Origin of the sequence: Kosmotoga olearia TBF 19.5.1 (assembly GCF_000023325.1) — a bacterium.
In the GTDB taxonomy this organism is placed as follows: Bacteria; Thermotogota; Thermotogae; order Petrotogales; family Kosmotogaceae; genus Kosmotoga; species Kosmotoga olearia.
This window is the reverse complement of record NC_012785.1, coordinates 120,261-143,530: the sequence shown is the minus strand read 5'-3', so window position 1 is coordinate 143,530 and position 23,270 is coordinate 120,261. Positions and strand designations below refer to the sequence as shown.

The 23,270-nt window shown below is 41.8% G+C and carries 24 protein-coding genes, 1 tRNA gene, 1 pseudogene and 1 riboswitch; of the genes and pseudogenes, 11 read left to right on the top strand and 15 right to left on the bottom strand.

Annotation, left to right across the window (positions count from 1 at the left end; translation table 11 throughout):
- Positions 1 to 15: 15 nt before the first annotated feature.
- Genes hutH through KOLE_RS00635 form a run of 6 tightly spaced genes read right to left on the bottom strand, consistent with a single transcriptional unit; the run spans position 16 to position 5,126 of the window.
- Positions 16 to 1,512 carry a histidine ammonia-lyase gene (hutH, locus tag KOLE_RS00660; protein ID WP_012744641.1) on the bottom strand — a complete coding sequence of 499 codons (1,497 nt, stop codon included), beginning with the start codon at positions 1,510 to 1,512 and terminating at the stop codon, positions 16 to 18.
- A gap of 22 nt (positions 1,513 to 1,534) precedes the next feature.
- Complete coding sequence (locus KOLE_RS00655) at positions 1,535 to 2,209, bottom strand: amino acid ABC transporter permease (RefSeq protein ID WP_012744640.1); 675 nt, start codon at positions 2,207 to 2,209, stop codon at positions 1,535 to 1,537.
- Positions 2,206 to 2,976: an amino acid ABC transporter ATP-binding protein gene (locus KOLE_RS00650; RefSeq protein ID WP_012744639.1), complete on the bottom strand. Its 771-nt coding sequence runs from the start codon at positions 2,974 to 2,976 to the stop codon at positions 2,206 to 2,208. Before KOLE_RS00650 ends, KOLE_RS00655 begins: the two co-directional genes overlap by 4 nt.
- Positions 2,973 to 3,650 (bottom strand): amino acid ABC transporter permease, encoded by a 678-nt coding sequence (locus KOLE_RS00645; protein WP_083763166.1) that lies wholly within the window; start codon positions 3,648 to 3,650, stop codon positions 2,973 to 2,975. Before KOLE_RS00645 ends, KOLE_RS00650 begins: the two co-directional genes overlap by 4 nt.
- A 22-nt stretch (positions 3,651 to 3,672) precedes the next feature.
- A complete protein-coding gene (locus tag KOLE_RS00640; protein ID WP_012744637.1) occupies positions 3,673 to 4,395 on the bottom strand; it encodes a basic amino acid ABC transporter substrate-binding protein in 723 nt (240 codons plus the stop codon).
- Between the two features lie 38 nt (positions 4,396 to 4,433).
- Entirely contained in the window at positions 4,434 to 5,126 is a 693-nt protein-coding gene (locus KOLE_RS00635; RefSeq protein ID WP_012744636.1) for a hypothetical protein, read from the bottom strand.
- A gap of 389 nt (positions 5,127 to 5,515) precedes the next feature.
- Between KOLE_RS00635 and mnmA the strand changes: the two genes are divergently transcribed.
- The 4 genes from mnmA (at position 5,516) to KOLE_RS00615 (ending at position 8,548) form a co-directional block, all read left to right on the top strand.
- Complete coding sequence (mnmA, locus tag KOLE_RS00630) at positions 5,516 to 6,595, top strand: tRNA 2-thiouridine(34) synthase MnmA (protein ID WP_012744635.1); 1,080 nt, start codon at positions 5,516 to 5,518, stop codon at positions 6,593 to 6,595.
- A gap of 35 nt (positions 6,596 to 6,630) precedes the next feature.
- A tRNA-Pro gene (locus tag KOLE_RS00625) sits at positions 6,631 to 6,706 on the top strand.
- 145 nt (positions 6,707 to 6,851) lie between these two features.
- Complete coding sequence (locus KOLE_RS00620; RefSeq protein WP_012744634.1) at positions 6,852 to 8,144, top strand: APC family permease; 1,293 nt, start codon at positions 6,852 to 6,854, stop codon at positions 8,142 to 8,144.
- Positions 8,145 to 8,206: 62 nt separating this feature from the next.
- On the top strand, positions 8,207 to 8,548 hold the full coding sequence (locus tag KOLE_RS00615; protein WP_012744633.1) for a DUF202 domain-containing protein: 342 nt from the start codon (positions 8,207 to 8,209) through the stop codon (positions 8,546 to 8,548).
- Positions 8,549 to 8,584: 36 nt separating this feature from the next.
- Here KOLE_RS00615 and KOLE_RS11300 read toward each other — a convergent pair whose 3' ends face one another.
- From KOLE_RS11300 to KOLE_RS11615, 4 genes are all read right to left on the bottom strand, one after another.
- Positions 8,585 to 9,592 (bottom strand): 3-keto-alpha-glucoside-1,2-lyase-like domain-containing protein, encoded by a 1,008-nt coding sequence (locus KOLE_RS11300; protein WP_012744632.1) that lies wholly within the window; start codon positions 9,590 to 9,592, stop codon positions 8,585 to 8,587.
- Positions 9,593 to 9,738: 146 nt separating this feature from the next.
- Positions 9,739 to 10,176 (bottom strand): type II secretion system protein, encoded by a 438-nt coding sequence (locus KOLE_RS00605; RefSeq protein WP_012744631.1) that lies wholly within the window; start codon positions 10,174 to 10,176, stop codon positions 9,739 to 9,741.
- Between the two features lie 1,063 nt (positions 10,177 to 11,239).
- Positions 11,240 to 11,992 (bottom strand): DNA-methyltransferase, encoded by a 753-nt coding sequence (locus KOLE_RS00600; RefSeq protein ID WP_012744630.1) that lies wholly within the window; start codon positions 11,990 to 11,992, stop codon positions 11,240 to 11,242.
- The gene (locus KOLE_RS11615) at positions 11,985 to 12,737 is read right to left on the bottom strand and encodes a DNA-methyltransferase (protein ID WP_083763220.1); all 753 of its coding nucleotides are present in this window, start codon (positions 12,735 to 12,737) and stop codon (positions 11,985 to 11,987) included. Before KOLE_RS11615 ends, KOLE_RS00600 begins: the two co-directional genes overlap by 8 nt.
- On the opposite strand from KOLE_RS11615, the pseudogene KOLE_RS00585 reads away from it, so the two are divergent.
- Positions 12,635 to 13,753: pseudogene (locus tag KOLE_RS00585) on the top strand (IS3 family transposase). The gene KOLE_RS11615 and the pseudogene KOLE_RS00585 sit on opposite strands and share 103 nt — an antisense overlap.
- On the opposite strand, the gene KOLE_RS00580 reads toward KOLE_RS00585, so the two are convergent.
- From KOLE_RS00580 to KOLE_RS10985, 5 genes are all read right to left on the bottom strand, one after another.
- On the bottom strand, positions 13,736 to 14,005 hold the full coding sequence (locus KOLE_RS00580; RefSeq protein WP_012744628.1) for a class I SAM-dependent methyltransferase: 270 nt from the start codon (positions 14,003 to 14,005) through the stop codon (positions 13,736 to 13,738). The pseudogene KOLE_RS00585 and the gene KOLE_RS00580 sit on opposite strands and share 18 nt — an antisense overlap.
- On the bottom strand, positions 14,002 to 14,274 hold the full coding sequence (locus KOLE_RS11855; protein WP_148208047.1) for a PDDEXK family nuclease: 273 nt from the start codon (positions 14,272 to 14,274) through the stop codon (positions 14,002 to 14,004). The genes KOLE_RS00580 and KOLE_RS11855 overlap by 4 nt, the downstream gene beginning before the upstream one ends.
- 11 nt (positions 14,275 to 14,285) lie before the next feature.
- Positions 14,286 to 14,498, bottom strand: a complete 213-nt coding sequence (locus KOLE_RS11850; RefSeq protein ID WP_158302995.1) for an AlwI family type II restriction endonuclease — start codon at positions 14,496 to 14,498, stop codon at positions 14,286 to 14,288.
- Positions 14,499 to 14,979: 481 nt separating this feature from the next.
- Positions 14,980 to 16,080 carry an HD domain-containing phosphohydrolase gene (locus tag KOLE_RS00570; protein ID WP_041288768.1) on the bottom strand — a complete coding sequence of 367 codons (1,101 nt, stop codon included), beginning with the start codon at positions 16,078 to 16,080 and terminating at the stop codon, positions 14,980 to 14,982.
- Positions 16,081 to 16,222: 142 nt separating this feature from the next.
- Positions 16,223 to 17,902 carry a sensor histidine kinase gene (locus tag KOLE_RS10985; RefSeq protein ID WP_012744626.1) on the bottom strand — a complete coding sequence of 560 codons (1,680 nt, stop codon included), beginning with the start codon at positions 17,900 to 17,902 and terminating at the stop codon, positions 16,223 to 16,225.
- Positions 17,903 to 18,561: 659 nt separating this feature from the next.
- Between KOLE_RS10985 and KOLE_RS00560 the strand changes: the two genes are divergently transcribed.
- The 6 genes from KOLE_RS00560 (at position 18,562) to dapD (ending at position 23,266) form a co-directional block, all read left to right on the top strand.
- Complete coding sequence (locus tag KOLE_RS00560) at positions 18,562 to 18,762, top strand: cold-shock protein (RefSeq protein ID WP_012744625.1); 201 nt, start codon at positions 18,562 to 18,564, stop codon at positions 18,760 to 18,762.
- Between the two features lie 386 nt (positions 18,763 to 19,148).
- Positions 19,149 to 19,323: riboswitch (Lysine riboswitch) on the top strand.
- Positions 19,324 to 19,406: 83 nt separating this feature from the next.
- Complete coding sequence (locus KOLE_RS00555) at positions 19,407 to 20,375, top strand: aspartate-semialdehyde dehydrogenase (RefSeq protein WP_012744624.1); 969 nt, start codon at positions 19,407 to 19,409, stop codon at positions 20,373 to 20,375.
- Complete coding sequence (locus KOLE_RS00550) at positions 20,372 to 21,085, top strand: diaminopimelate epimerase (protein WP_012744623.1); 714 nt, start codon at positions 20,372 to 20,374, stop codon at positions 21,083 to 21,085. Before KOLE_RS00555 ends, KOLE_RS00550 begins: the two co-directional genes overlap by 4 nt.
- Complete coding sequence (dapA, locus tag KOLE_RS00545) at positions 21,055 to 21,939, top strand: 4-hydroxy-tetrahydrodipicolinate synthase (RefSeq protein WP_012744622.1); 885 nt, start codon at positions 21,055 to 21,057, stop codon at positions 21,937 to 21,939. Before KOLE_RS00550 ends, dapA begins: the two co-directional genes overlap by 31 nt.
- Positions 21,936 to 22,571: a 4-hydroxy-tetrahydrodipicolinate reductase gene (locus KOLE_RS00540; protein WP_012744621.1), complete on the top strand. Its 636-nt coding sequence runs from the start codon at positions 21,936 to 21,938 to the stop codon at positions 22,569 to 22,571. Before dapA ends, KOLE_RS00540 begins: the two co-directional genes overlap by 4 nt.
- Positions 22,568 to 23,266, top strand: a complete 699-nt coding sequence (dapD, locus tag KOLE_RS00535) for a 2,3,4,5-tetrahydropyridine-2,6-dicarboxylate N-acetyltransferase (RefSeq protein WP_012744620.1) — start codon at positions 22,568 to 22,570, stop codon at positions 23,264 to 23,266. Before KOLE_RS00540 ends, dapD begins: the two co-directional genes overlap by 4 nt.
- Positions 23,267 to 23,270: the final 4 nt, after the last annotated feature.

Here is a 23,270-nt window from a genome sequence, read left to right as displayed (position 1 = left end):
TTATTTATTGAAACTTTAAAACCCTTTAAGTCCTTGCGATTTTAACAAGAAATCCCTCGCATCCGCGAATTCTTTCCCGAAATAACGGTCTTCCACGTGTTCTTCAAGGATATTTGAGAGTTCTTTGAAAAACCCTTCAATCGCCTTTCCGGATTTCTTTGGTTTCCTGAAAGAAAGAGCCCTGTAGGCGAGGACGGTTTCAATTGCCAGGATATTGCTCCAGTTTTTTAGGATTTTCCAGAGCTTTCGCGCTCCCCAGGCACCCATGCTAACATGATCTTCCTGAAATCCGGATGTGGGGATGGTATCGGCCGACGCGGGATGCGCGAGGGTTTTGTTCTCAGAAGCCAGCGCTGCCGCAGTGTATTGCCAGATCATGTAGCCGGAGTTCAGACCTTCTTTGCCCCGGGTAAGGAAAGCGGGAAAATTGTTGAGTTTTGGGTTTACGAGCCTGTCGACGCGCCTTTCCATCATGTTGGCCATATCGGTAAGGGCAATGGACAGAAAATCGAGTACCAGCGCTATCGGTTCCCCGTGAAAGTTTCCTCCGGAGATCACGTCACCGTTATCAAAAATCAGAGGATTATCTGTTGCGGAATTTATTTCTCTTGTAATTACGGATTTAACGTATTGAAGGGTGTCGTAAACAGCGCCGTAAACCTGCGGGATGGTTCTTAAGGTGTACGCGTCCTGTACTTTATCACAGTGAAGGTGAGATCTCCTTATCTCGCTTCCTTCAAGATATTCTCTCAGTTTTTTTGCAACATATTTTTGGCCGGGATGGGGTCGCGCTTCCTGAATCCTTGGATCAAAAGGAGAAGTGCTTCCCATCAGGGCGTCCACCGACATAGCGGCTACAAGGATAGCTTTATCGAACATCTTTTCGGCTATATGCACGCTGCATGCGCCTATTCCAGCCATGAAGGCTGTCCCATTGAGCAAGCTCAATCCTTCTTTGGTTTTCAGTGTTAGAGGCTTAAGACCTTCAGCTTGAATGGCTTCCAGCGCTTTTTCTTTTCTTCCATTATGGAATACTTCTCCATCTCCGATCAAAGCTAGCGCTATGTGCGCTAATGGTGCGAGATCCCCGCTTGCCCCCACAGATCCCTGTTCCGGTACAATTGGTACTATGCCTTTGTTCAGGAAATTGACAAGCTGTTGAACGACCTCCGGCCTTACAGCAGAGTAACCTTTACAGAGAGAGTTAGCTCGAACGAGCATGATAGCCCTTACAAGCTCGGTTTTGAGAGGTTCTCCCACACCAGCCGCGTGAGATCTGACTATGTTTACCTGAAGCTTTTCGAGATCGTCGTCCGATATTCGCTTGTCTGCGAGAATTCCGAACCCAGTGTTAATGCCGTAAATGACATCTTTATTGTGCATTTCCTCGAGAAAAAGTCGCTTTTTTTTCAATTCGTCAAGAGTTGATTCCGCTATCCTGACTTCTTCACCATGAAAGGCAACGGAGTAGACTTGTTCGACTGTTAGGTCGTTACCATTGATAATTACCAAGTCTGACACCTCCAGTGATATGCTATCTACTCCATTCTAAACCAGGTATACGGACTTTTTTCTCCACCGTTGTCAGGATTTTCGTGAAAGCAAGAACGACAATAAGGTAAATTAAAGCAACAACCAGATAAACCTCAAAAAATTGAAAGTTTCTGCTGGCTATAAACTTAGCTTTAGCCATCAGCTCTGGCGCACCAACGATGTAAGCCAATGAAGTATATTTCAAAAGGTAGATGAACTCGTTGGCCCACGCGGGTATTACCCGTCTTAGGGCCTGAGGCAGAATTATATTGAAGATTGCCTGCCATTTTGTCATGCCCAGAGATCGCGCGGCGAGCATTTGAGTATGTTGGATCGAATTTATGGCACTTCTCAAATATTCTGCCTGGTACGCGCCGCTGTTTATGGAGAATCCTATGAGGGCAGCTGTCAAGGGTGTCAAGGAAACACCGTAAGGCGGAAGGCCATAATAAAGAATGAAGAGTTGAACCAGCAGTGGCGTACCCCGAATGACTTCGATGATTACCGTGGCAATCCCCTTTAATAAAGCATTGCCATAAACCCTGGCCAGAGCGAGGAGTATTCCTATTAAAAAACCCGCTACAACGGAGATAAGGGTCATTTCGAGAGTGACACCGAGACCCCTTAAAAATTCAGGCCAGAACTTTATTATTATATCTATGATTCTTTCAATCATCCGCCACCATCCCCGTAGAGCTCCGTTAATTTAAACAGGAACTGCCTCGTTCGTTCGTGTTTAGGATTGCTGAACAATTCTTCTGGTGGCCCCTGTTCCACGATGACCCCGTTTTCCATGAAGATAATCTCATCTGAAACTGTTCTGGCAAATCCCATTTCATGGGTAACCACGAGCATCGTCATACCGCTGCTCGCGAGGTCTTTCATAACGGCAAGGACTTCGCCTATGAGCTCGGGATCGAGAGCGGAGGTTGGTTCGTCAAAAAGAATGATGTCAGGGTCCATGGCAAGCGCTCTGGCTATTCCCACTCTCTGCTTCTGCCCGCCAGAAAGCTGAGCTGGATAGAAATTTGCGGATTTTTCCAGCCCAACGCGCTGTAACTCTTCAAGTGCACGCTCTCTTGCTTTATCTTTCGGTATTTTTTTAACCTTGGTCAGACCGATCATCACATTTTGCAATGCTGTTAAATGGTTGAACAATCCGAAGTCCTGGAAAACGAACCCTATTCTTTGCCTTATTTTGTTCAGATCCTTTGCGCCTGTAATTTCCACATCTTTCAACCATATCTTTCCTGAATCCGGTGTGACAAGCATGTTGATACACGCGAGCAAGGTGCTCTTCCCGGTGCCGCTTGGCCCGATGATGACCTTGGTTTCCCCTTCATTCACGGAGAAAGTAATGTCTTTCAAAACCTCGTTATCACCAAAGCTCTTTTTGAGATTCTCAATCCGTAATAATGGTTTGTTTGTAGTTTTACCGCTCATCTTATCTGCTCCTTAACTGCGAAGCCCGGGATAGCGAGTTTTTTCTCCACAGTACCCAGACCCCGGTTGATTCCTAAAGTTATCACAAGGTAGATGACAGCAACACTCAGGTATATGAGCATCGGTTCGTATTTTGTTGAAATGATATAGCCCCCCTGCCTCAAAAGCTCTGTAACACCGAGCGCGTAGGCCAGAGAAGAATCTTTGAGAACAATCGTGAATTCGTTTGTCCATCCGGGTAGTGCGATACGGAGGGCTTGAGGCAGGACAACATGTCTGAAGCCCTGAAGACGCGACATACCGAGAGATCGCGCTGCACGCATCTGTGTTTCACTCACCGATTGAATGGCTCCTCTGAAAATCTGTGATTGATACGCTGCGCTTCTTAAACCGAGGCCCAGAATACAGGCCGTAAAGGGTGAAAACCTCACATTTATTTTTGGAAAGCCATAGAAGATCAGAAACAGGATTACGAGCAGGGGAATACTTCTAAAGAGTCGTTCGTACACAACGATGATTCCTTTTGCAATTCTTCCACCGTAAACCTGGCCGAAAGAAAAGGGGAGGGCTAAAATCAGCCCTAACCCCAGAGACCAGAAGGTCAATTTCAGTGTCATCCATGTGCCGTTCAGAAGAGCCGGTAAAGCCTCGATAATGATGTTTATCTTTTCGATAGCTCTCTACCGCCTTTCGTAATCACTTGAAGTATTTTTCAACGATTTCTCCAAGTTTTCCGTTTTCCTTCAAACGTTGAATTCCTTCGTTTATCAGATTTAGAAGCTCCTTGTTTCCTTCTCTTACGGCTATACCGTATTCTTCACCGGTAACGATTATACCAACTATTTTCACCGGCCTTGTTTCAGCAAACCTCTCTGCAACCGGTGAATCCAGAACGATTGCGTCCACGTTGCCGTTGATAAGGTCGGTGAGTGCAAGAACAAAGGTATCATATCTCTTGAACTTTCCAGTGAGGATCTTTGTCTTTACAAGATTCTCTTCAACCCACAGGTCACCGGTTGTACCGGTCTGAACACCAATATCATGCTTCCCAAAGAGAACGGTAACTGTGTAGTCAGAATCTTCCTTAACTATAATGCTCTGGTCAGCCGTCCAATAAGGTTTGGAAAAATCGACAACCGCTTCACGTTCCGCAGTGATGGTCATTCCCGCGATAACGATGTCAAGGTTTCCGGAAACGAGAGCAGCGATAAGGGAATCGAAGCTCATATCAACAATCTTGATATTGAATCCCATTTCGTCAGCTATCGCTCTTATCAGGTCCATGTCGAACCCTTTGAACTCACCGTTTTCCACGTACTCGAACGGCGGAAAATCAGCACTCGTTCCTACAACGTAAGTCTTTCCAAAAGCAAACGCAGCCAGGGCAACAAGCAAGATAACCAGACTCAGTTTCCTCATAATCTCACCCCTCCAATCAATGGATATAAAAGGCTGTTCTAAAAGAGTTTAAAGCTCCAGCCTATCGCAAAAGAGAATTCATCGTTCGAAAAGCTAAAGGAACCTCCACCTGGGTAATAGATTTTTTCTTCATTATCGTCGTCGCTGATCTTCAAATAACGCTCTTCAAAAATAGAGGAAAATTCGAGTGGATAGCCTGCAATGGAAAACCAAAAATTTCCGAAATAAGCAGTGAAATAAATTCCGGGACAGTAATCGTTAATCCTGTGAATCAAAAGGACTTCAGTTTGTGTGGGATCAAATAATGTTCCGTCTATTGTCATGTAGTAAGAATAATCTGCTAAGCGCCAGGCCAGTTGTTTGGTGATGTTTATAAACAGGGTTCTGATACCGATCCCGGCTTCAAAGAATCCTTTTCTCCAGCCTATCCTGAATTCGTTTCGTCCGGCACCCAGGATCCCAAGAGTGTCAAACCAGACACTTATCTGAAGATCATAAGAATCTATACCAAATTCTAAAGCGGAGGATTTGTTTGCTTTCAGGCTTAATTCTGGTTCAATAACGTTAGAAAACTGGTAACTGCGACCCTGATCGTCAGCAAAAACGAGATCTTCGGTAAGACCAGAGAAGTGAATCGAATAAGGTGATTCAAAACTCAGAATTCCCAGCTTGTAAGAACCAAATGAAATTATTGAAAGAGACAAAAGCACAAAAACCAGTATTCGTTTCATCGCTTTTTCCTCCCCTGATTGATTTTGTATAGTCTACATTATTATGATTTCGACTTACGCACCTTGAGTTTACAAAAAAAGTAAAACGTAGAATTCAATAGGATCCCCGGTTTAAATTGCTCTCCTGACGGTTCATGGGCAATGATTAGATTTGACTCTTTCCAAAGAATTTTTCAAACCTCTTTGCTGAAAATTTGTTAACTTGTTTGTGGATATTTCCTGTATCTTGTCTGGGGTAGAAGGCGGTACAGTCTATTTTGTGGTAGCGTAAACTTTCATCCAGCACAGGCTTATTATATTGTGGGAGGTTTCATTGAATTAAGGTTCTCATAGTCATTATACTATTCGAAACCTTTGAAACAAAGAAGAGTGTTAGAATCGATCGGGTGATGCTTGTGAAAATAGGTGTGGCATTGAGCGGCGGAGTCGATAGCGCGGTAGCTGCTGCGATTTTAAAGGCAGAGGGGCATGATGTTGTCGGATATCACATGAAGAACCTTCCGGATACGTTATTTGAACTTGTCCCTGAAAAGAAGAAGGTTTGCTGCAGTCCTTCAGATACTATCGACACGCACAAAATAGCGGCCAAGCTCGGGATTGAACTGAGGATAGTAAAATTGAATGATATTTTCAGGAAAGAAATTATCGATTATTTCATAAGAGAATATCAAGCAGGAAAGACACCGAATCCTTGTGTTCGTTGTAATGATCTGATGAAATTTGGTGCTCTCATGGAGAAAGCCTTCGGCGACGGAATGGAAAAATTTGCCAGCGGGCACTATGCGAGAATTGTTGAGCATCCGAAGTACGGATTAAGTCTTGCTCGCGGAGTTGCTAAGTATAAGGACCAGGCTTATTTTCTTTCAAGGATAAAGAGAAGAAAACTTCCGTATATAATCTTCCCCAATGGTAATATGACCAAGGAAGAGATAAGGGATATAGCAAGAGAATTAGGGCTTCCAGTTCACTCAAAAAAGGAAAGCCAGGAACTCTGCTTCATACCAGATAACGATTACAGGCGGTTCCTTCTTGAAGAAGGGATTGAGATTAAACCCGGTGAGATAGTCGATCTGGAAGGGAACGTTCTCGGTAGACACAAAGGGTTGGCTTTTTACACTGTTGGCCAGCGTCGCGGGCTTGGAATAGTTTCTGATAAAAAACTTTATGTTGTAGCTCTTGATGCGGATAAAAACCGTGTTGTAGTCGGCCCAAAAGAAGCGGTGATGAGAAAAAAATTCAGAGCAATTGAACCGAACTGGTTGGCTGATCTAGATGAAAAAGAGCTTCGGTGTCAGTGTCAGATAAGAAGCAACATGAAGGCTCAGGGCGCAACAATAAGAATCTTCAGTAATATAGTGGAAGTCGAATTTGACAAACCGGCGCTGGCTATAACACCCGGGCAATTGGCGGTATTTTACGATGGCAACATCGTTCTGGGAAGTGCCTTCATTGAAAACGTCGTTAGTTGAAATCGTATTTATGCTGTGATAGAATTTCACGTAGGCAGGAGGTAGTTCAGTCGGTAGAACGCTGGTTTCGGGAACCAGAGGCCCGGGGTTCAAGTCCCCGCCTCCTGACCAGGGATCCCTGAGACGGATCATCATCGAACCGTTTCAGGGTTGTTTTTTTTTGAGGGTAAAATGAGAGTTGATAGAGAGGTTTGAAAGAAGAGAACCAAAATATTAAAATTTGTACTACCATAGCATTACTTAGGGGGAAATAACTGTGGGTGAAAAGAAATCGATAGGACTTTGGTCTGCTGTGTCAATAGGTGTTGGTGGTATGGTGGGGGCAGGAATATTTTCGATATTGGGTACTGCTTGCCAGATAGGAGGCAATGCTGTATATCTTTCTTTTGTTATCGCGGGGATCGTAGCACTTTTTAGTACGTATTCTTATGCCAAATTGGGAGCAAAATATCCATCTGCTGGTGGACCTGTTGAGTTTCTGGTCAGGAGTTTTGGTAGTGGGATTTTAAGCGGAGGGTTCAACATTCTGCTGTGGATTGGCTATATTCTGGCACTCTCCCTTTATGCACGAGCGTTTGCAGCATATGCGTTGACTTTTTTTCCAGATGCTCCCTCAATGCTACTGAATATATTTGCGACAGGTATTATTCTTTTATTCGTCTTTGTTAATTTTATTGGGTCGAAGGCTGTGGGTAGATCGGAATTATTTATTGTTACAATAAAGGTGGGAATACTCGTATTATTTGCCATTGCTGGGTTTTTCTTTATAAAACCAGAACTATTATCTCCCTCTAGATTTCCACCAGTTAATAATATACTTTTTGCAGCAGCGATTGTTTTCCTTGCGTATGAAGGGTTCGGTTTGATTACAAATGCTGCAGAAGACATGAAAGACCCTGCTAAAACTCTTCCTCGAGCTCTCTACTTGAGTGTTTTTATTGTTATTATGATCTATGTTGGTGTGTCATTGGCAGTGATAGGAAATTTGCCATTGCCTGAGATTGTGAGAGCAAAGGATTATGCCCTGGCCGAAGCGGCTAAACCTTTTCTTGGCTCAATAGGGTTCACGATAATTGCTATTGCTGCTTTATTTTCAACTGCGTCAGCTATCAATGCGACCCTTTATGGCGGAGCAAACGTTAGTTACATAATTGCTAAAGAAGGCGAATTACCTAAGTATTTCGAAAAAAAAGTTTGGGGAAGAGGAATAGAGGGCTTGTTTATAACAGCCGGACTTGTTATACTATTTGCTAATTTGTTTGACCTCAGCAAAATTGCTATGGTAGGCAGCGCATCATTCCTTTTAGTTTATGCAGCCGTTAATATCGGACACTTGAGATTACGAAAGGAAACTCATGGCAATCTAATCCTGATATGGCTCGCTATCATAGGAAATCTTGTTTCATTCTCGATATTAGTTCGTTATTTACTGAGTCATTCTCTGTTGACATTGGTATTTTTGATGATTATCCTGTTTTTTAGTTTTACTGGTGAGTGGTTATACAGAAAGTGTACTAAAAGAGAGATTAAGGTTAGGAAAAATGTATGATATAGTTTCTTTGGAGAATGCTTCATGTCATTTGCAAATATAAAAATAGGACGGGAATTGGAATGAAAATTAGCAAAAAAGAAATTGAAAAATGCAAAGAATTCGATACGAACAAGCTAATACTTCGCGATTATTTAGCTATTAGCAGATCAAAACTTGCTAATGAAAGAACGCTGCTTGCCTACGTACGAACAGGATTCATGTTCTTCGTTTCTGGATTATCTCTCATAAAGCTTTTTCCAACGGAAACAATTTGGGTTTTCTTTGGTTATAGTTTGATTCCAATGTCCGTATTTACGATCATTTTGGGAATTATTCGTTTCAGACAGACAGAAAGAGATATCGCTAAATCATATAAAATGAAAAAAGTTTATGAAGAGGATAGAAAAAATTTTGGAAATTGAGATGCAAAGTACATGATAAGCACTTTCCTTCTAGGATCAATTCTGCTGTATCTCTATGCTTTCAAAGGCTACATCTGTCTTATGCCATTTTCTAATTCCTACTCGTCCGCTGGGGAATCTATCGTCTGTAAAGTTAAGAACCTCAATACCGTTGAAGGTCATGGTGAAGTGATTACCTTCGGCAGTAATTGTTATATAGTGCTTTTCTGGTCTTATCGGCAGGGTCCAACCATCATCGATATTTCTGAACCATGTTATTGCTATGGGCGATCTTTCCCTACCGTCATATACAGGTCTTACTAAAAACGCACCGGAACCGTATCCGGGGTCAACCTGAAAAGCATAAGCGGTTATGTTATCAGCTTCACCTGTCGCCCTTATGTATATTGCATAACCATTACCCTCAGAATACGTTGCAACAACGTTTACGGTGTAATCTGTCCAGGTTTCATCTCCGGGAAGAATTGCTCTTGCTTCGCCCCATTTTGATGGCATAAGTCCCTGTTCAGTTGCAACCCAGTCCCTTCCATAAACTGACACCAACGTGCTGATATCAAAATCTTCGTCAAAGGTGTAAGAGCCGTAAGACATGGACGCAGGATTACCCTGCTCGTCCAGCAGGAAGATATAACATGCAGTCATACCATCAAAATCACTTTTGCCGCCAGCAATGAAAGTAAAATCACCCGACGGAACCGTTCCGCTAACGTTCAGGAGTTTTTCATGAAGCGTCGTTATATCTACGTCTTCGGAAGTGAACACGACAAATTCATAGAAACCGTCACTTCCCCTCCATGCTACACCGTAATTCTCCGTATCAATATTTTCTCCAAGTTCATTTATAGTGGAGGGAATTTCATTGTCTATGTAAATTTTGTTTGTTACTGATTGAGAAAGAATTCTGAAATTGTAAGCTACCTTTGTAGCCCTCGCAGCTCTTACCGCATTTATTGCTATGGTGGTCATTACAGAAGCAACAGCGGCTATTACCGCAAGAACTATCAGCAACTCGATTAGTGAAAAACCTTTTTTTATTCTTTGCATATTGGCCACCCCTTTTTAAATATTTTTCACGCAGATTAATGCAAAATTATGCCAATGCAACATCCAACCCTTAACAAAGATAGTTTCTAGGGGGGCAGCAAACAAAAAGCCTCCCACATGGGAGGCTTTTTTGTTACTTGAATTCATCAATAGACTACAAAGCTGAATTCGTAGAATACTGTTCCGCCAGTTGTGCTGCTAAGACCACCACTCAGGAAAGTGTAACCACTGGTACCTGGATCGGAAGATACCGCATCCTTCAGGATTCCCTGAACAGTGTTGAAGTCGACATCTTCTGTTGTGAATACTACGACTGTGTAATCTCCGGCGGACTCTGTATAAGCAACACCGTACTTGGCTGTGTCGATATCTCTTCCAAGATCGCTAATGGATGATGGAGCTGTGCCATCAACATATGCCTTGTTCTCAAAGGAGCTAGCGAGTGTCTTCAGGTTCTGTGCAACCTTTGTAGCCTGTGCCTTCTTGATAGCGTTCAAAGCAACCGGTGTGATTGTAGCGATTAACGCAGCGATAACCGCCAAAACGATAAGAAGTTCAACGAGTGAAAATCCTCTTTTTCTCATTTAATACCCCTCCTCTAAAAATTGGAATTTTTGCCTCGACTACCTATACACAAAACCGTGCCAACTGAATACACGAGAATCCGAGAACCGAGAGTCCGAGAAAAAACAAGACGCTTGCGAGGCTGTCAGCTGGTGGAGCGACGCTCGAAGACGGAGGCTTGCGACGCTGATAAAAAGTCGAGATCCGAGAGCCCGGGAAAAAAACAAGACGCTTGTGAGGCTGTCAGCTGGTGGAGCGACGGTAAAACCCGTTGTCGGTTGTTCGAAAGTAGGGAAAATGGGGACTGCACCGCAGTGGACTGTCCCCATTTTCCCTTGTGGACTGTTCTGCTTCATTTTCCTGTAATCAGTAAACTGTAGTCACTACCATTTTATTGCGGAAATATATTTCCGCAATCTTGAAGTAAATTTCTGCAATAGAGGTGAAATCGTATGTTCACCCTATCCAATCTTCAACATCCAATCTCGCTCTTTAGCTTTTACTGCCTCCGCAAACGTCCTGCTCTTTCAACCACGAAGTGGTTCGGGACAACTCCGAAGGAGTGCACACCCCTGATGTAGCCAGACTACCCCCAGCGTAGCAGGGCTTACCCACGCGCAGCGTGCTCACCAGCCGCACAGCGACCCTCTCGATTCTCGGACTCTCGGACTCTAAGTTCTTGAGTCTAACTAGTCATCCTTAACTTGATTCAGGATCCCGTACTTAAGAAAACAAGATTCTGGATAGAACATTTCCAGAATGACAGTTTTTTCAACCGCTTGCGGTTCGAGACAACCACGTAGTGGTTCGGAACAACTCCGAAGGAGTTCGTGTCAATCCCGAAGGGATTCGTATCCGCCACGCAGTGGCCCTCTCGGTTCTCGGACTCTCGATTCTTACCAGGAGTTCGTAACAACCGCTTGCGGTTCGGAACAACCACGAAGTGGTTCGGGACAACTCCGAAGGAGTTCGGGTCAATCCCGAAGGGATTCGTATCCGCCGCACAGCGGCCCTCTCGATTCTCGGACTCTCGGATTCTTACCAGGAGTTCGCTCCAATCCCAAATCTCGGGACAAAGAGAGTTTACACAGATTTTTTAATAGACCCGAATAAAGATGGTTTTACGATCGTTTTTTCAATTCTTTCTTTTGCCCATTCAAAATATTCTTGATTAATTTCTATTCCTATGAAGTTTCTATTATATCTTTTAGCTACAACACCTGTTGTGCCTGAACCCATAAACGGATCCAGGATTGTATCTGCTTCATTGCTACCAATCAGGATTATTCTTTCCAGCAGTTCTTCTGGTTTTTCTGCGGGGTGGGGAGTTATATGTCTTTTTGCTTTTATTGTCCATAAATTTCTCATTTGTTTTCCTTTGTTCATTTCTTTTGCTAATTCATAGTTGAAGTAATACTTCTTACTTTTACCTGCAACCCAAATGATCTCAGTTGAGGGAACGAATCTGTTTTTTGATAAAAGTGGGGTGGCATTTGGTTTATACCAGACCACATCATTAATTATCCATAAACCAAGTTGTTTAAGGGCCATTCCTATGGAAGGATGATTATGTAATGTCCCTGAGATCCATATTGTTCCATGAGGCTTTAAAACTCTGATACATTCTTTTATCCAATTCAAATTAAATTCGTGAATATTATCGATTTTATCCCACTCGCCTTTATCGAGTTTTACTGGTTTACCTGCATGTACAGTAAGATGGTTTTCGCCTGATAGATTATAAGGTGGATCCGCAAATATTAAATCTACACTTTCAGCTTCGAGTTTTTTTAGTTCCTCTATGCAGTCCCCTAAAATAAGTTTTATATTAAGCATGTCCTATGCCTCCGTAAACTCTATTTTTTGCAACTTTAATAAATTTCTCATTTATTTCAATGCCTATCCATTTACGATTCAATCTCTCAGCCACAACACCTGTTGTTCCAGTTCCAAAGAAAGGATCCAGAACAATATCCCCTTCATTGGATGATGCGATTATAATTATTTCTAGCAATTTCTCTGGTTTTTGTGTAGGATGAATCGCTCTGCCATTTTCACCTTTAATTCTCTCTTTTCCTTGAACAATAGGCATCTCAATGAAATTCAGGAAATCCCTCATTTGCTTCGGTTTTCCATCTTTTCTTTTATTAGGATTGATCTTCTTTAGTTCTTCATAATTGAATTTCCACTTGTTTCCTTTTACAAACCAACACACATATTCAGTAGAATGGGTAAAAGTACGTTTAGTTATGTTTGGCATTGCATTTGTCTTATACCACGTAATTATGTTATTTAATCTAAAACCTATTTTCTTAGCCAAAAATATAATTTCTCCGATATTGTGGTATGTACATGACACATATAAACTTACGTTAGACTTTAAAACTCTCCATGCTTCTTTTAACCATATACTGCTCCCCTGAAGAATTGGACAGGAAAAAAGTAGAGAGATAAAATAAAGGCAAGGGGGTGCAGATAATGGCAAAGAAACTCTCGACAGAAGAAAAGATGGCAATAATTCTGGAAGGGCTTCGTCGAGAAAAGAGCGTTTCTCAAATCTGCAGAGAACATGGAATTTCACAAGCTCAGTATTACAAATGGCGTGACAGGTTTCTCGAAGGAGCCAAAGAAGGCTTGGAAAACGGGAAGAAATCCAGGGTAAAGCAGCTCGAAGAAAAAGTAGAAGAACTCGAGAAGGTAATAGGGAAACAGACCATCGTCATTGAGACATTAAAAAAAACAGTAGTACATCCAGGCAACGGGAAATAGTGGCACTGCTTGTTAATGAGGGATTCAGCGTTTCAGAAGCGCTGAGGTATTTGAAAATCAACCGGAGCACGTATTACTACAAGCCTAGGGAATACAGTCGAAGAACAGATGATGAAAAAATTCAAGGAAATAGAAGAACTCAAAAGAGAGCATCCTTACTGGGGATATCGTCGAATCTGGGCGATGTTGAGGAAAAAAGGCAATAAGCTCAACCAAAAGAGGGTATACCGAATAATGAAAGAAAATGGATTACTCTTCAAAGTTGAGCACAAAAAAGCTTGTAGAACCATTCAAAAGAAAATAAAGCCCACCAGGCCCAGAGAGGTGCTTGGGATCGACATGACAAAAGTATTCACAAGAGATGCTGGTTGGGCATATTACATAGCAGTGATAGATTGGTACACAAGAGAAATCCTTGGATCGGAAATAAGTCTCAGGTGTAGAGCAGAAGAATGGTTAAAAGCGTTGGACAGAGCCTTAAATGAGGGATATCCCGAAGGTGTGCGGGGCGAAGGAGTAATACTGGTGAGCGACAACGGCAGCCAACCAACGAGCACGAAGTTCCTGAAAGAATGTACTGTACTTGGGATAAAACAGATATTCACGAGCTACAACAATCCCAAAGGTAATGCCAACACGGAAAGGTATTTCAGAACATACAAAGAAGAAGTTGCATGGGTATTGGACAATCCGAGTTACGAAGAGCTAATCGAAAAGACGAAAGCTTTTGAAAAGTTTTATAACGAAGAATATCCCCATAGTGCTTTAGGATACAAAAGCCCAAAAGAGATATTCGAAGAATCCATGAGTCTACACAAAATTGCTTGATTTTTTGTCCAGTTTTTCGGGGAGCATTACAAACCAATTTTCTGTAAATTCTACATATTCATTATAGTCCCAGGTATCCCAATCTTCATTCATTTTGTAAAATGGGCCACCAGTTTTATTGTTTATCAAATTAAGACTTTTTCCAGACAGATTGTAAGGCGGATCGGCATAGATTAAATCAATATTCTCATCTTTTATGTGTTCTCGCATTACCTTTATGCAGTCTCCTTTATAAATATGACCTGTTTTCATATTCTTTCCTCCATCCAACATTCCAAAAGTTGATCTATTTTTCTCGTCCATTCGGAAAAACTATTTACCCTTTTTGTTTCGTTTATAATCTTCTCATATAATTTGTGTAATTCGTAATGACTGAACTTTTTCCCTGTTTCTATATATTGTAGTAGTTTCTTTAGCAGCAGGGCAAAGTGTTGTGTGGTTAAGGGAATTATCTTCTGGGGTTTTCCATCATATTCGTACTTTACAGAAATCCAGAATTGGGAATAAGTATCTTTATGTATCCTTGGAGCGACTAAATATTTTCAAATTCATGCTCTCTTTTGAAATTTCTTAGATGTCTCATCACAGGTTGCCCTTCTTGTACCCATTGTAAATTAGAAGTATTCAAGGTTACCTCACATATAGCCTTGAATGTTCTATAATAACACTCGGTATCTGGTTTATTACCGGGTGCATGATTGATGGGCTCTCCTTCATCATCTACAGGGTAGTTTGGTTTTATCAAAATGTCGTCATAAGGATTTTTAATGCCTCGATCAATATTTTTTCGAATCCTTCTGGATCTAGTTTGTATAAAGTCAATAGGTTTTTGCTTCTTCCGTAAATTTACTGATTTAACCAGTGAAAAAAGCAGAATCGAAGCAGGAACAAAAAAACTATGACAAGACAGGTAGAGTCAAGAAAATTATGTTTGGAAGATGCTCATTTGGACTGCTAGGCTGAAGATTCTTATGCTCTAATTCCTATATTTTGCGGAAGAACCAATTTTATTTGACCACATAAAAATGTCTGCTCATTTTTGATCCAATTTATCGAAAAGGCGGTTGGAAAAGTAAATCCAATACTCAGAGGATGGTTGGCTACTTCCGAATAGATCATTCCTCCAAATGCTTCGGAAATGTGGGACAGAGAGTGAAAATGAAACTCAGGAGGCATATGATGAGGTATCGAGGCTGGGGAGAGTTCGGCTGGAAAAGGCAAACTTTTTACCTTTCTTTTTCAAAATCAAATCCCCGCGAGAACACTGCTATGCAAGCTTTTACAGTCTCAGGGTCGTAGAGGTTACCTGAATTTGTGGTGATCTCCTCTAAAGCTTTAGCTATACCAAGTGCCGGACGATAAGGTCTGTGGAACGCCATGGCTTCAACAACATCTGACACTGCTAGTATCTTCGCTTCTGTGAGAATTTGGTTACCTTTCAAGCCATTAGGATAACCAGATCCATCTATTCGTTCGTGATGCTGGAGCACAATCTCAGCTATGGGCTGGGAAAATTCCACGTCTTTTAATATTTCAAATGCAGTTTGTGGATGGTTTCTTACAATTCCGAGTTCAAATTTATTCAGTTTGTCGGGCTTGTTCAAAATATCTGTCGGTATGGATATCTTGCCAATATCATGTAGAAGGCCAGCTATACGAACAGCCTCAATTTGTTCTTCTGACAGGTTCATTTCTCTGGCAATAGCGCAGGCAAGCTGGCTTACGCGTCGTTGATGACCAGAAGTGTAGGCATCTCTCATTTCAATTACCAATCCTATTGTTTCAACAACGGAATCCAGGGTTCTCTGTACCTTTTTATAGCTTTGTTCGAGTTCTTTATTTTTTTCTTCTAACTGAAGCATTCCATCTTCCAATTTCTTGATCAATCTCTCGTTGTAGTTCTTAAGATATACAATCTCTTCTTTATTCACTACCTTGTTGTTGTTTAAAGGTTTCACTTTATGGTTCTGAATAACTTCTCTTACTATCTTAACAAAAGCATCTGGTTCTAATGGCTTGATAATAAACCTATCGACTCCAAGGCTGAGGGCAAATTTTCTATCTTCTGGATCGGTGTAGGCAGCGGTATAAAGTATAAAAGGGATTTCTTTTAATCTATCATCCATTTTCACCCTGCGACATAATTGAAAGCCGTCCATCTCGGGCATCAAAATATCGGAAATTACCACGTCAAAATCCTGTTCGGCCAATTTCTCCAGAGCTTCAACACCATTCTGGGAAGATTCAACTTCATAACCATAGCTCTTGAACAGAGTCTCTAACATATAGATATTTTCTTTGTTATCATCAACAGCCAGAATTTTCATGTTTATCACCTTCCCTATTTCTGGTATGAAATTCTCAGGAAAAAGGTTTCTTGATGTACCCAACACAGCCGATGGCAAGCGCCTTTTCTTCATCTGCTGGCATAGCTTAAGAAGTTACAGCGATAACAGATTCTGTTCGTTATCATCTATCACCAGTACTTTTTTCTTCATGATTATTCTCCTCCACAGATTTGAGCGGCAGGGTGAATGTAAATGTAGAACCTTTACCGTATTCGCTCTCAACCCAGATCTCACCGCCCAACAATGTCACAAGCTTTTTGGAGAGATAGAGCCCCAGTCCAGCACCTTGGTACCTGCGCCGTGCCGAACCACTTATCTGTCGAAAAGCTTCAAATAATGTTTCCATATCTTCTTCCTTTATCCCTTTTCCTGTATCAGAAACACTGATTTTCAGTTTATTTCCATCTACCTCGCATTTTATCCTTACCTCGCCCTTCTCCGTGAATTTAATCGCATTACTGACCAGATTCAGGAGAATCTGGAAAACCCTCCTTTTATCACTGTAGATCTCTGGAATCTCATCAGGTATTTCTGTTATTAACTTCACTTCTTTTTTAGAAATCAACAGCGAAACATTTTGTACAACTTCAGAAATAACGTCTTTAATGTTGAATCTTTCCTTAGAAAAACTCATTCTACCAGCTTCAATCTTGGAGATATCCAGAATATCGTTTATCAGATTTAAGAGATGTATTGAAGAACTGTGAACCATAGAGAGTTGTTTCCTTTGTTCTTCGTTGATTTCTCCTGAAATGCCCTGTAAAATCATGCTAACGAACCCAGTAATGGAGTTGAGAGGGGTTCTCAACTCATGACTCATGGTAGCAAGAAATTCAGATTTAAGACGTTCTAACTCTTTGATCTTGATATTATCTTGTTCTATGGTTTTTATCATCTTCCTTGCGTTTGTGAGAATCGTAAAATGTATTAAGAGAACAACAATCAGAAATGCAGCAGCAATAACAATGAAAATGGTTAGGGATATTTTTTTTATGCGAGTATAGATAATATTATTGGGTACACTTGCAACGAGAAAAGCGTCTGTATCTCTTAATTTCATGGTGTACCGCGTTGTTTTCCCATCTGAACTCAAAGTGTCGTCTTTGAGAACGTCAAATATTTTTCCTTTTAATGAGATGTATTTTGAATTAGTTGCGATATAGATCTCATATACAATATTTCCTGTATTGATCTCATCTAAGAGTTTTGTCATGTCAAAAGAAACTAAATCATGACCTATAACCGTGGCATTTTCGCCATTGCGTCCTCTCGAAGAGGTCATAAAAACAAAATTGTGAGTAGTATTTTCACGTATTGGAGAACACACATTGACAACAATAAATTGATTCTCAAATTCTATATCTAAAGTTGTTTCTGACACGTCTTCACAACTTATTGCTTTTCCAATATCTAAATTGTCTAAGCTTCCAACAGAAGCAATGATGTTTCCTGAAACAATCCGTGTGGCTCTTTTTAAGTTTTGGAGAACATTAGCACCATCGAGATATTTCGGTGCAGTATATTTTTGAAGTTCTTTGAAAGTGATGTTTCCACTGAGATATTCAACTATCATCTTTCTGATCATAGTACGGCTAGAAAGGCTTTCTGCTCCCTGAATACAACGCTTAAGAAAATTGTCAATGGCCTTCTTGGATAATTTAGCGTTGTTTGAAAATTTTTCATTGAGTTCTTTTGTAAGTTCATTTTTCATTGGCAGGTAAATCCCAAAGGTCACAGCGAGAAATATGATCAGCAAAGAAACAAACAGACTCATTCTGAAGACGTTCATCAACTTATTCATAACGCCTCCAGGAAATCAAACATTTCCATTATTCCTCCTTAAAATGCTTCAACCTTCAATGATGATCTTGTCAAAATGATGTTCTTAGTGAGTATTTAATTACACAGAAGATATGATGGTTTTATACGGGTGCGAGGCTATCTTCCCGTACTTTTTTAAAGCAGCATACTGTTTTTCAATGACCTTTCATCTCGCCTTAAAAGTGTGCACTTTGAACTCACTTCACTTTTAGCTATATGCTGTTCCATTATGTTCTCTTTTCATTGGCATTATACTTTCACAGGCGTTATGTTTTGTATATGTAAATTCACCATTATGCTACTCTTTTACTAAAAAAGTGTCTGTTGTAGTTGTTTAGAAACAAAGGGAATGAATTAATAGAATAAAGTGGAGTAGGGAAGGGATACAGAAAACCACCGGGATATACAACAACTACGAAATACGATATTACACCCCGAAAGCACTTCCGGGCCGATAAGTCACATAACCTCTGGCACATCTCTTGACCCTACTATTTTTTGTCTGTTTTTCCTAAGCGAGAATGGCACATTGAGTACATGTGATAGACATAATAAAAGCGTCGAAATAGGGTACAATTTCTATATCCGAAAGGATAATTCGCTACTTGCAAATGGTGCAAGAGATTTTCAGGAGGAAACATGAAAGGAACAGTTAAGTGGTTTAATGCTCAGAAGGGCTACGGATTCATTACCAGAGACGAAGGAGAGGACGTTTTTATCCATTTTTCAGGGATTGTCTCAGATGGATTTAAAACACTTGAAGAAGGCCAAAGAGTGGAATTTGACATTGAAAACGGTCAGAAGGGTGCTCAGGCAGTAAACGTTAAAACAGTCGAATAATTCTAATAAACCTGAAAAAGGCCTACGAGATGGTAGGCCTTTTTTATTGGGACTTATAGAAACTGAGATGGCGAAGCCCATAAGACATATTCGAAGAATCCATGAGTTTATACAAATCTGGTTGATTTTTTGTCCAGTTTTTTAGGGTGAATTAAATCTGCTCGCCCCAACCCTCTGGCTGCCAGAAGTGGTTTTTCAAACTATGATCATTGTTTCAGATTGAAGGTTCATATGGTGAGAAAGAAGATTTAAGTTGTTTCAAAGAGCGTCGGGAAGTTGCTAAAATCACAGGTAATATTAGCTCAAAGAAAATGCAAGAAGCTGGCAAAGAAAAAACTTGTTATTTGACTTGCTATTTAATTCAATGATGTTATAATCAACATAATTTACCCCACAGAGGTGCACCGGAGATGAGTAAACCGTCCATCATGGGGATCGGGACGGATTGAAAGGCGAAGGTGCCGAAGGATACAGGGTACCCCAAGCTCTGTACTCCTGGGTATACGGGGAATACCCGTATAACTGTCACGGGGCTGTGTCTCGTGGAGCGCTGGTGGGCATGAAAATACATAGTATTTTAGTATTTCATACCACGGGTGTTTCCATGCGGAGACACCCATTTTGTCATTTTTAGAGGTGCTAAGATGAGAATTGCCGTAGTGGGTGCGACTGGTGAGGTAGGAAATGCAATGATCAGGGTCCTCAATGAAAGGGGACTTGTCAACGACGACCTTGTTCTTCTGGCTTCAAAGAAAAGCGTGGGAAAGAAGCTTAAGGTAGACTCTAGAGAATTTACGGTTAAGGAATTGACTTCAGAAATTCTCAGGACTGGATTCGATTACGTGTTGTTTTCGGCTGGGGCTAGCGTCTCCAGAGAGTTTGCACCAGTTGCTGCGGCCGCTGGTGCTGTTGTCATCGACAATTCTTCAGCCTTCAGAATGGATCCTGCTATTCCTCTGGTTGTTCCCGAGATAAACGGTGCCCTGTTGAAAGATTACAGCGGAATTGTTGCAAACCCCAACTGTTCAACGATTCAGATGGTACTTTCCCTTTATAGAGTACATCGAAGATTTGGCATCAAAACGATTGTGGTATCCACTTATCAAGCTGTCTCTGGGGCTGGCAGAAAGGGCTTGAACGAGCTATTTGCGCAGGAACGGGGCTCTGAAGGAACCCGGATTTTTGCTGACCGCATACATCGGAACGTGGTTCCGCAGATCGGAGATTTTCTGGAATCAGGGTTCACCACGGAAGAACTGAAGATGATTAATGAGACCCGGAAAATTCTCAACGATCCGGAAATATCTATCTGGCCCACCACAGTAAGGGTTCCTGTTCTGTACGGACATTCAGAGTCTATATTTGTTGAGACAAAGAGACCCTTTACCATAGACTCTCTAAAGGATGAACTTGGAAGATGTGAAGATGTTGTACTTACAAACCAGCTTATAACACCTCGCCAGGTAGCCGGAGACGATCTTACATATGTATCACGGGTTAGAAGTCTCGACAATACACACTTCTTGATCTGGAACGTGGCAGATAATATCAGGGTTGGGGCTGCTACCAATGCAGTGAGGATACTGCAGAAGCACAGGGAGCTGAACTCATGACAGGCGCATACTACTCTGCCACGGGAAATACCTTCTTTGTAGTAGATTCAAGAAACACAAAATTGACTGACTCGATCAAAGAGGCAGTGGTATTGAAATATGTTGCCGACAAAGATGGCGTTATCTTTGTGGAAGACCATTTCATGGATTACTTCAACAGGGACGGCAAACGTGCTGAATTCTGTGGCAATGGTGCCCGAACCTATGTTGCTTTTATCCATGAGATAACAGGAGAAACTAAGATAACCTTTGAATCCTACGCCGGTAGAATTGAAGGTTTTGTTGACGGATTGTATAACGTCAAAATGCCTCCTGTTAACTATCATGGAAGCCGTGAATTCCAGGGGATAAAGGGCGAATTCCTTACTGTGGGAGTCCCACATTTTGTAATTGAAGGCGACACAGAAAAGCTGGAATGGGAGACTTTGATTCCCATTAGATGGGAACTCAACACCAATATAAACGTGTACAAAGAGATTGAGCCAGGAAAACTCAGAATAAGGACCTTTGAGCGTGGGGTCGAGGGTGAGACCGGAGCATGTGGTACCGGTGCCACAGCAACTGCCTGGTGTTACGCAAGGGGAAGAAAACTATTACAGGTTACTTTGCAGGCCAATGGTGGGGAACTTGTTGTAAGTTTCAAAGAAGGCAACATATATTTAGGAGGAGGTGTTGAAAGATGTTCAGAGGTGCTGCAAGTGCAGTTATAACACCATTTAAAGGAAATGAAATTGATTATGATAGCTTCGATAAGTTTTTAAAGTTTCAGCTTGATTCAGGTATAAACGGGCTTATAGTCCTTGGAACCACAGGTGAAGCTCCAACTGTAACCTCAGAAGAACGAAGAGAAATTATAAGCTTCGCTGTCAAGAAAGTCGGCGGCAGAGTACCGGTGATAATAGGTACGGGAAGCAATTCCACAGCCCATAGCATAGAACTTAGTCAGGAAGCCTTTGAGCTAGGTGCAGACGGTGTCCTGGTCGTGACACCCTACTACAACAAGCCTACCCAGGAGGGGCTATACAGACATTATGAAGCCATAGCAAAGAGTGTTCCCGGTCACGTAATTATATATAACGTTCCCGGAAGGACCGGTATCGACATAATCCCTGAGACTGTCCTTCGCTGTGCACAGATAGAGAACATCGTGGGTATCAAAGAGGCATCTGGAAATCAGGCTCAGGTAGATGAACTGCTTAGATTAAAGGCAAAAGTTAGGCCCGAATTCAAAATCTGGTCTGGAAACGATGATCAGGCTTTCCATCTAGTTTGCAGTGGTGGAGACGGTGTCATTTCCGTTTTGTCAAACGTAGCACCTTCACAGACCGTTGAAATGATTGCAGCGGCTCTTGAGGGTGATCTGGAAAAGGCCAGGGAGATCCATCTAAAGTTATTCCCCCTGATGAAGGCCCTCTTTATAGAAACCAATCCCATTCCTGTTAAATTTGCCACTCATCTTCTGGGATTTGGTTCTGAAACCCTTAGATTACCACTGACTGAGGCCAGTAAGCGAACCAGGGAAGTTGTCAAAAAGGCAATGCAGGATTGTGGGGTGCTCAGATGAATTACGGTCTTATAGGACACACTGGACAGATGGGAAAGGCCATTCAGGAGGTAATGACAGACTCAAGGCTAGTCTACACCCGTGATGAAAACGGGCGTAACCTTATAAAAAGGCCTGAAGTGATAATAGATTTTTCTAACAGAAGCGCCCTTTCCGAAACCATCAAAGATTGCAGGGAATTCAAATGTGGTTTGGTTATTGGAACTACCGCTTTGACAGAAGCAGATTTCGAATTGCTTCACAAGTTAGCCGAAGAGGTACCCGTGGTACAGAGCTATAACTTTTCTCCGGGAATAAACCTATTAAAACTCATACTCAGACAGTTTTCGCCTTATATGAAAAACTGGGATGTGGAGATAGTAGAAAAACACCACAACAGAAAAAAGGACGCACCTTCTGGAACAGCAATCATGCTGCAGAAAGAGCTTGGCAGGGAGGCAAAAATACACTCCCTAAGAGAAGGCGGGATTCCTGGCGACCACTCGATAATCTTTGCCAATGACGGAGAGGTTCTGGAGTTGAGTCACAGGGCGATTTCAAGAAAGGTTTTTGCCATCGGGGCAAAGGAAGCAGCAAACTTTGTGTTGAAAAAAGAAAAAGGCTTTTTCAGCTATGAAGAGGTGATACTATGAACGCTGAAACAATAATAAAAATGATAAAGGACTCAAAGAAGAAAACTCCGGCCGTATGTTATGTTAGCGGAAATCTTGAAGGTCTGGAAACGGGAACACTGAACTTCGTTGGAGGCAAAGACTTCGGTGTGATAATCGGAGATTTCAAGGAAATTCAGGATCTTATTGCAAGAGAAAGAGAGAGAATAACGGGTTATCACATCGATATTCAGGCTCGAAATTCAGCTCTTCCCCTGGCAGATTTGACGAAGTATGAGGCGCGTATAGAGCCTGGAGCAATCATCAGGGACCTTGTAGAAATAGGCAAGGGTGCTGTAATAATGATGGGAGCTGTAATAAATATTGGTGCAGTAATAGGAAAGGGTACAATGATAGATATGAACGCTGTGATCGGTGGACGCGCCATTATAGGTGACAACTGTCATATAGGCGCCGGAGCCGTAGTGGCCGGGGTTATAGAACCACCCAGCGCAACTCCGGTAATAATCGAAGACAACGTATTGGTGGGAGCCAATGCTGTGATACTTGAGGGAGTCAGAGTTGGAGCTAACTCCGTCGTAGCTGCTGGGGCAGTGGTTACAAAAGATGTACCTTCAGGGACAGTAGTGGCCGGAATACCGGCGAAGGTAATTAAAGCCTTTGATGCTACTACTGCTGACAAGACAAAGATAGTTCAAGACTTGAGAGAACTATAAATAT

What these genes read in the sequence shown, in the direction of transcription:
- KOLE_RS00600 (WP_012744630.1), bottom strand. Translation starts at nt 11,992, where the DNA reads ATGCTTAATATAAAACTTATTTTAGGGGACTGCATAGAGGAACTAAAA.
- KOLE_RS00580 (WP_012744628.1), bottom strand. Translation starts at nt 14,005, where the DNA reads ATGAAAACAGGTCATATTTATAAAGGAGACTGCATAAAGGTAATGCGA.
- KOLE_RS00615 (WP_012744633.1), top strand. Translation starts at nt 8,207, where the DNA reads ATGAAAATTAGCAAAAAAGAAATTGAAAAATGCAAAGAATTCGATACG.
- KOLE_RS00635 (WP_012744636.1), bottom strand. Translation starts at nt 5,126, where the DNA reads ATGAAACGAATACTGGTTTTTGTGCTTTTGTCTCTTTCAATAATTTCA.
- KOLE_RS00560 (WP_012744625.1), top strand. Translation starts at nt 18,562, where the DNA reads ATGAAAGGAACAGTTAAGTGGTTTAATGCTCAGAAGGGCTACGGATTC.
- mnmA (WP_012744635.1), top strand. Translation starts at nt 5,516, where the DNA reads ATGCTTGTGAAAATAGGTGTGGCATTGAGCGGCGGAGTCGATAGCGCG.
- KOLE_RS00605 (WP_012744631.1), bottom strand. Translation starts at nt 10,176, where the DNA reads ATGAGAAAAAGAGGATTTTCACTCGTTGAACTTCTTATCGTTTTGGCG.
- KOLE_RS00640 (WP_012744637.1), bottom strand. Translation starts at nt 4,395, where the DNA reads ATGAGGAAACTGAGTCTGGTTATCTTGCTTGTTGCCCTGGCTGCGTTT.
- KOLE_RS00550 (WP_012744623.1), top strand. Translation starts at nt 20,372, where the DNA reads ATGACAGGCGCATACTACTCTGCCACGGGAAATACCTTCTTTGTAGTA.
- KOLE_RS00655 (WP_012744640.1), bottom strand. Translation starts at nt 2,209, where the DNA reads ATGATTGAAAGAATCATAGATATAATAATAAAGTTCTGGCCTGAATTT.
- KOLE_RS10985 (WP_012744626.1), bottom strand. Translation starts at nt 17,902, where the DNA reads ATGAATAAGTTGATGAACGTCTTCAGAATGAGTCTGTTTGTTTCTTTG.
- KOLE_RS00555 (WP_012744624.1), top strand. Translation starts at nt 19,407, where the DNA reads ATGAGAATTGCCGTAGTGGGTGCGACTGGTGAGGTAGGAAATGCAATG.
- dapD (WP_012744620.1), top strand. Translation starts at nt 22,568, where the DNA reads ATGAACGCTGAAACAATAATAAAAATGATAAAGGACTCAAAGAAGAAA.
- dapA (WP_012744622.1), top strand. Translation starts at nt 21,055, where the DNA reads ATGTTCAGAGGTGCTGCAAGTGCAGTTATAACACCATTTAAAGGAAAT.
- KOLE_RS00540 (WP_012744621.1), top strand. Translation starts at nt 21,936, where the DNA reads ATGAATTACGGTCTTATAGGACACACTGGACAGATGGGAAAGGCCATT.
- KOLE_RS00570 (WP_041288768.1), bottom strand. Translation starts at nt 16,080, where the DNA reads ATGAAAATTCTGGCTGTTGATGATAACAAAGAAAATATCTATATGTTA.
- KOLE_RS00650 (WP_012744639.1), bottom strand. Translation starts at nt 2,976, where the DNA reads ATGAGCGGTAAAACTACAAACAAACCATTATTACGGATTGAGAATCTC.
- KOLE_RS11300 (WP_012744632.1), bottom strand. Translation starts at nt 9,592, where the DNA reads ATGCAAAGAATAAAAAAAGGTTTTTCACTAATCGAGTTGCTGATAGTT.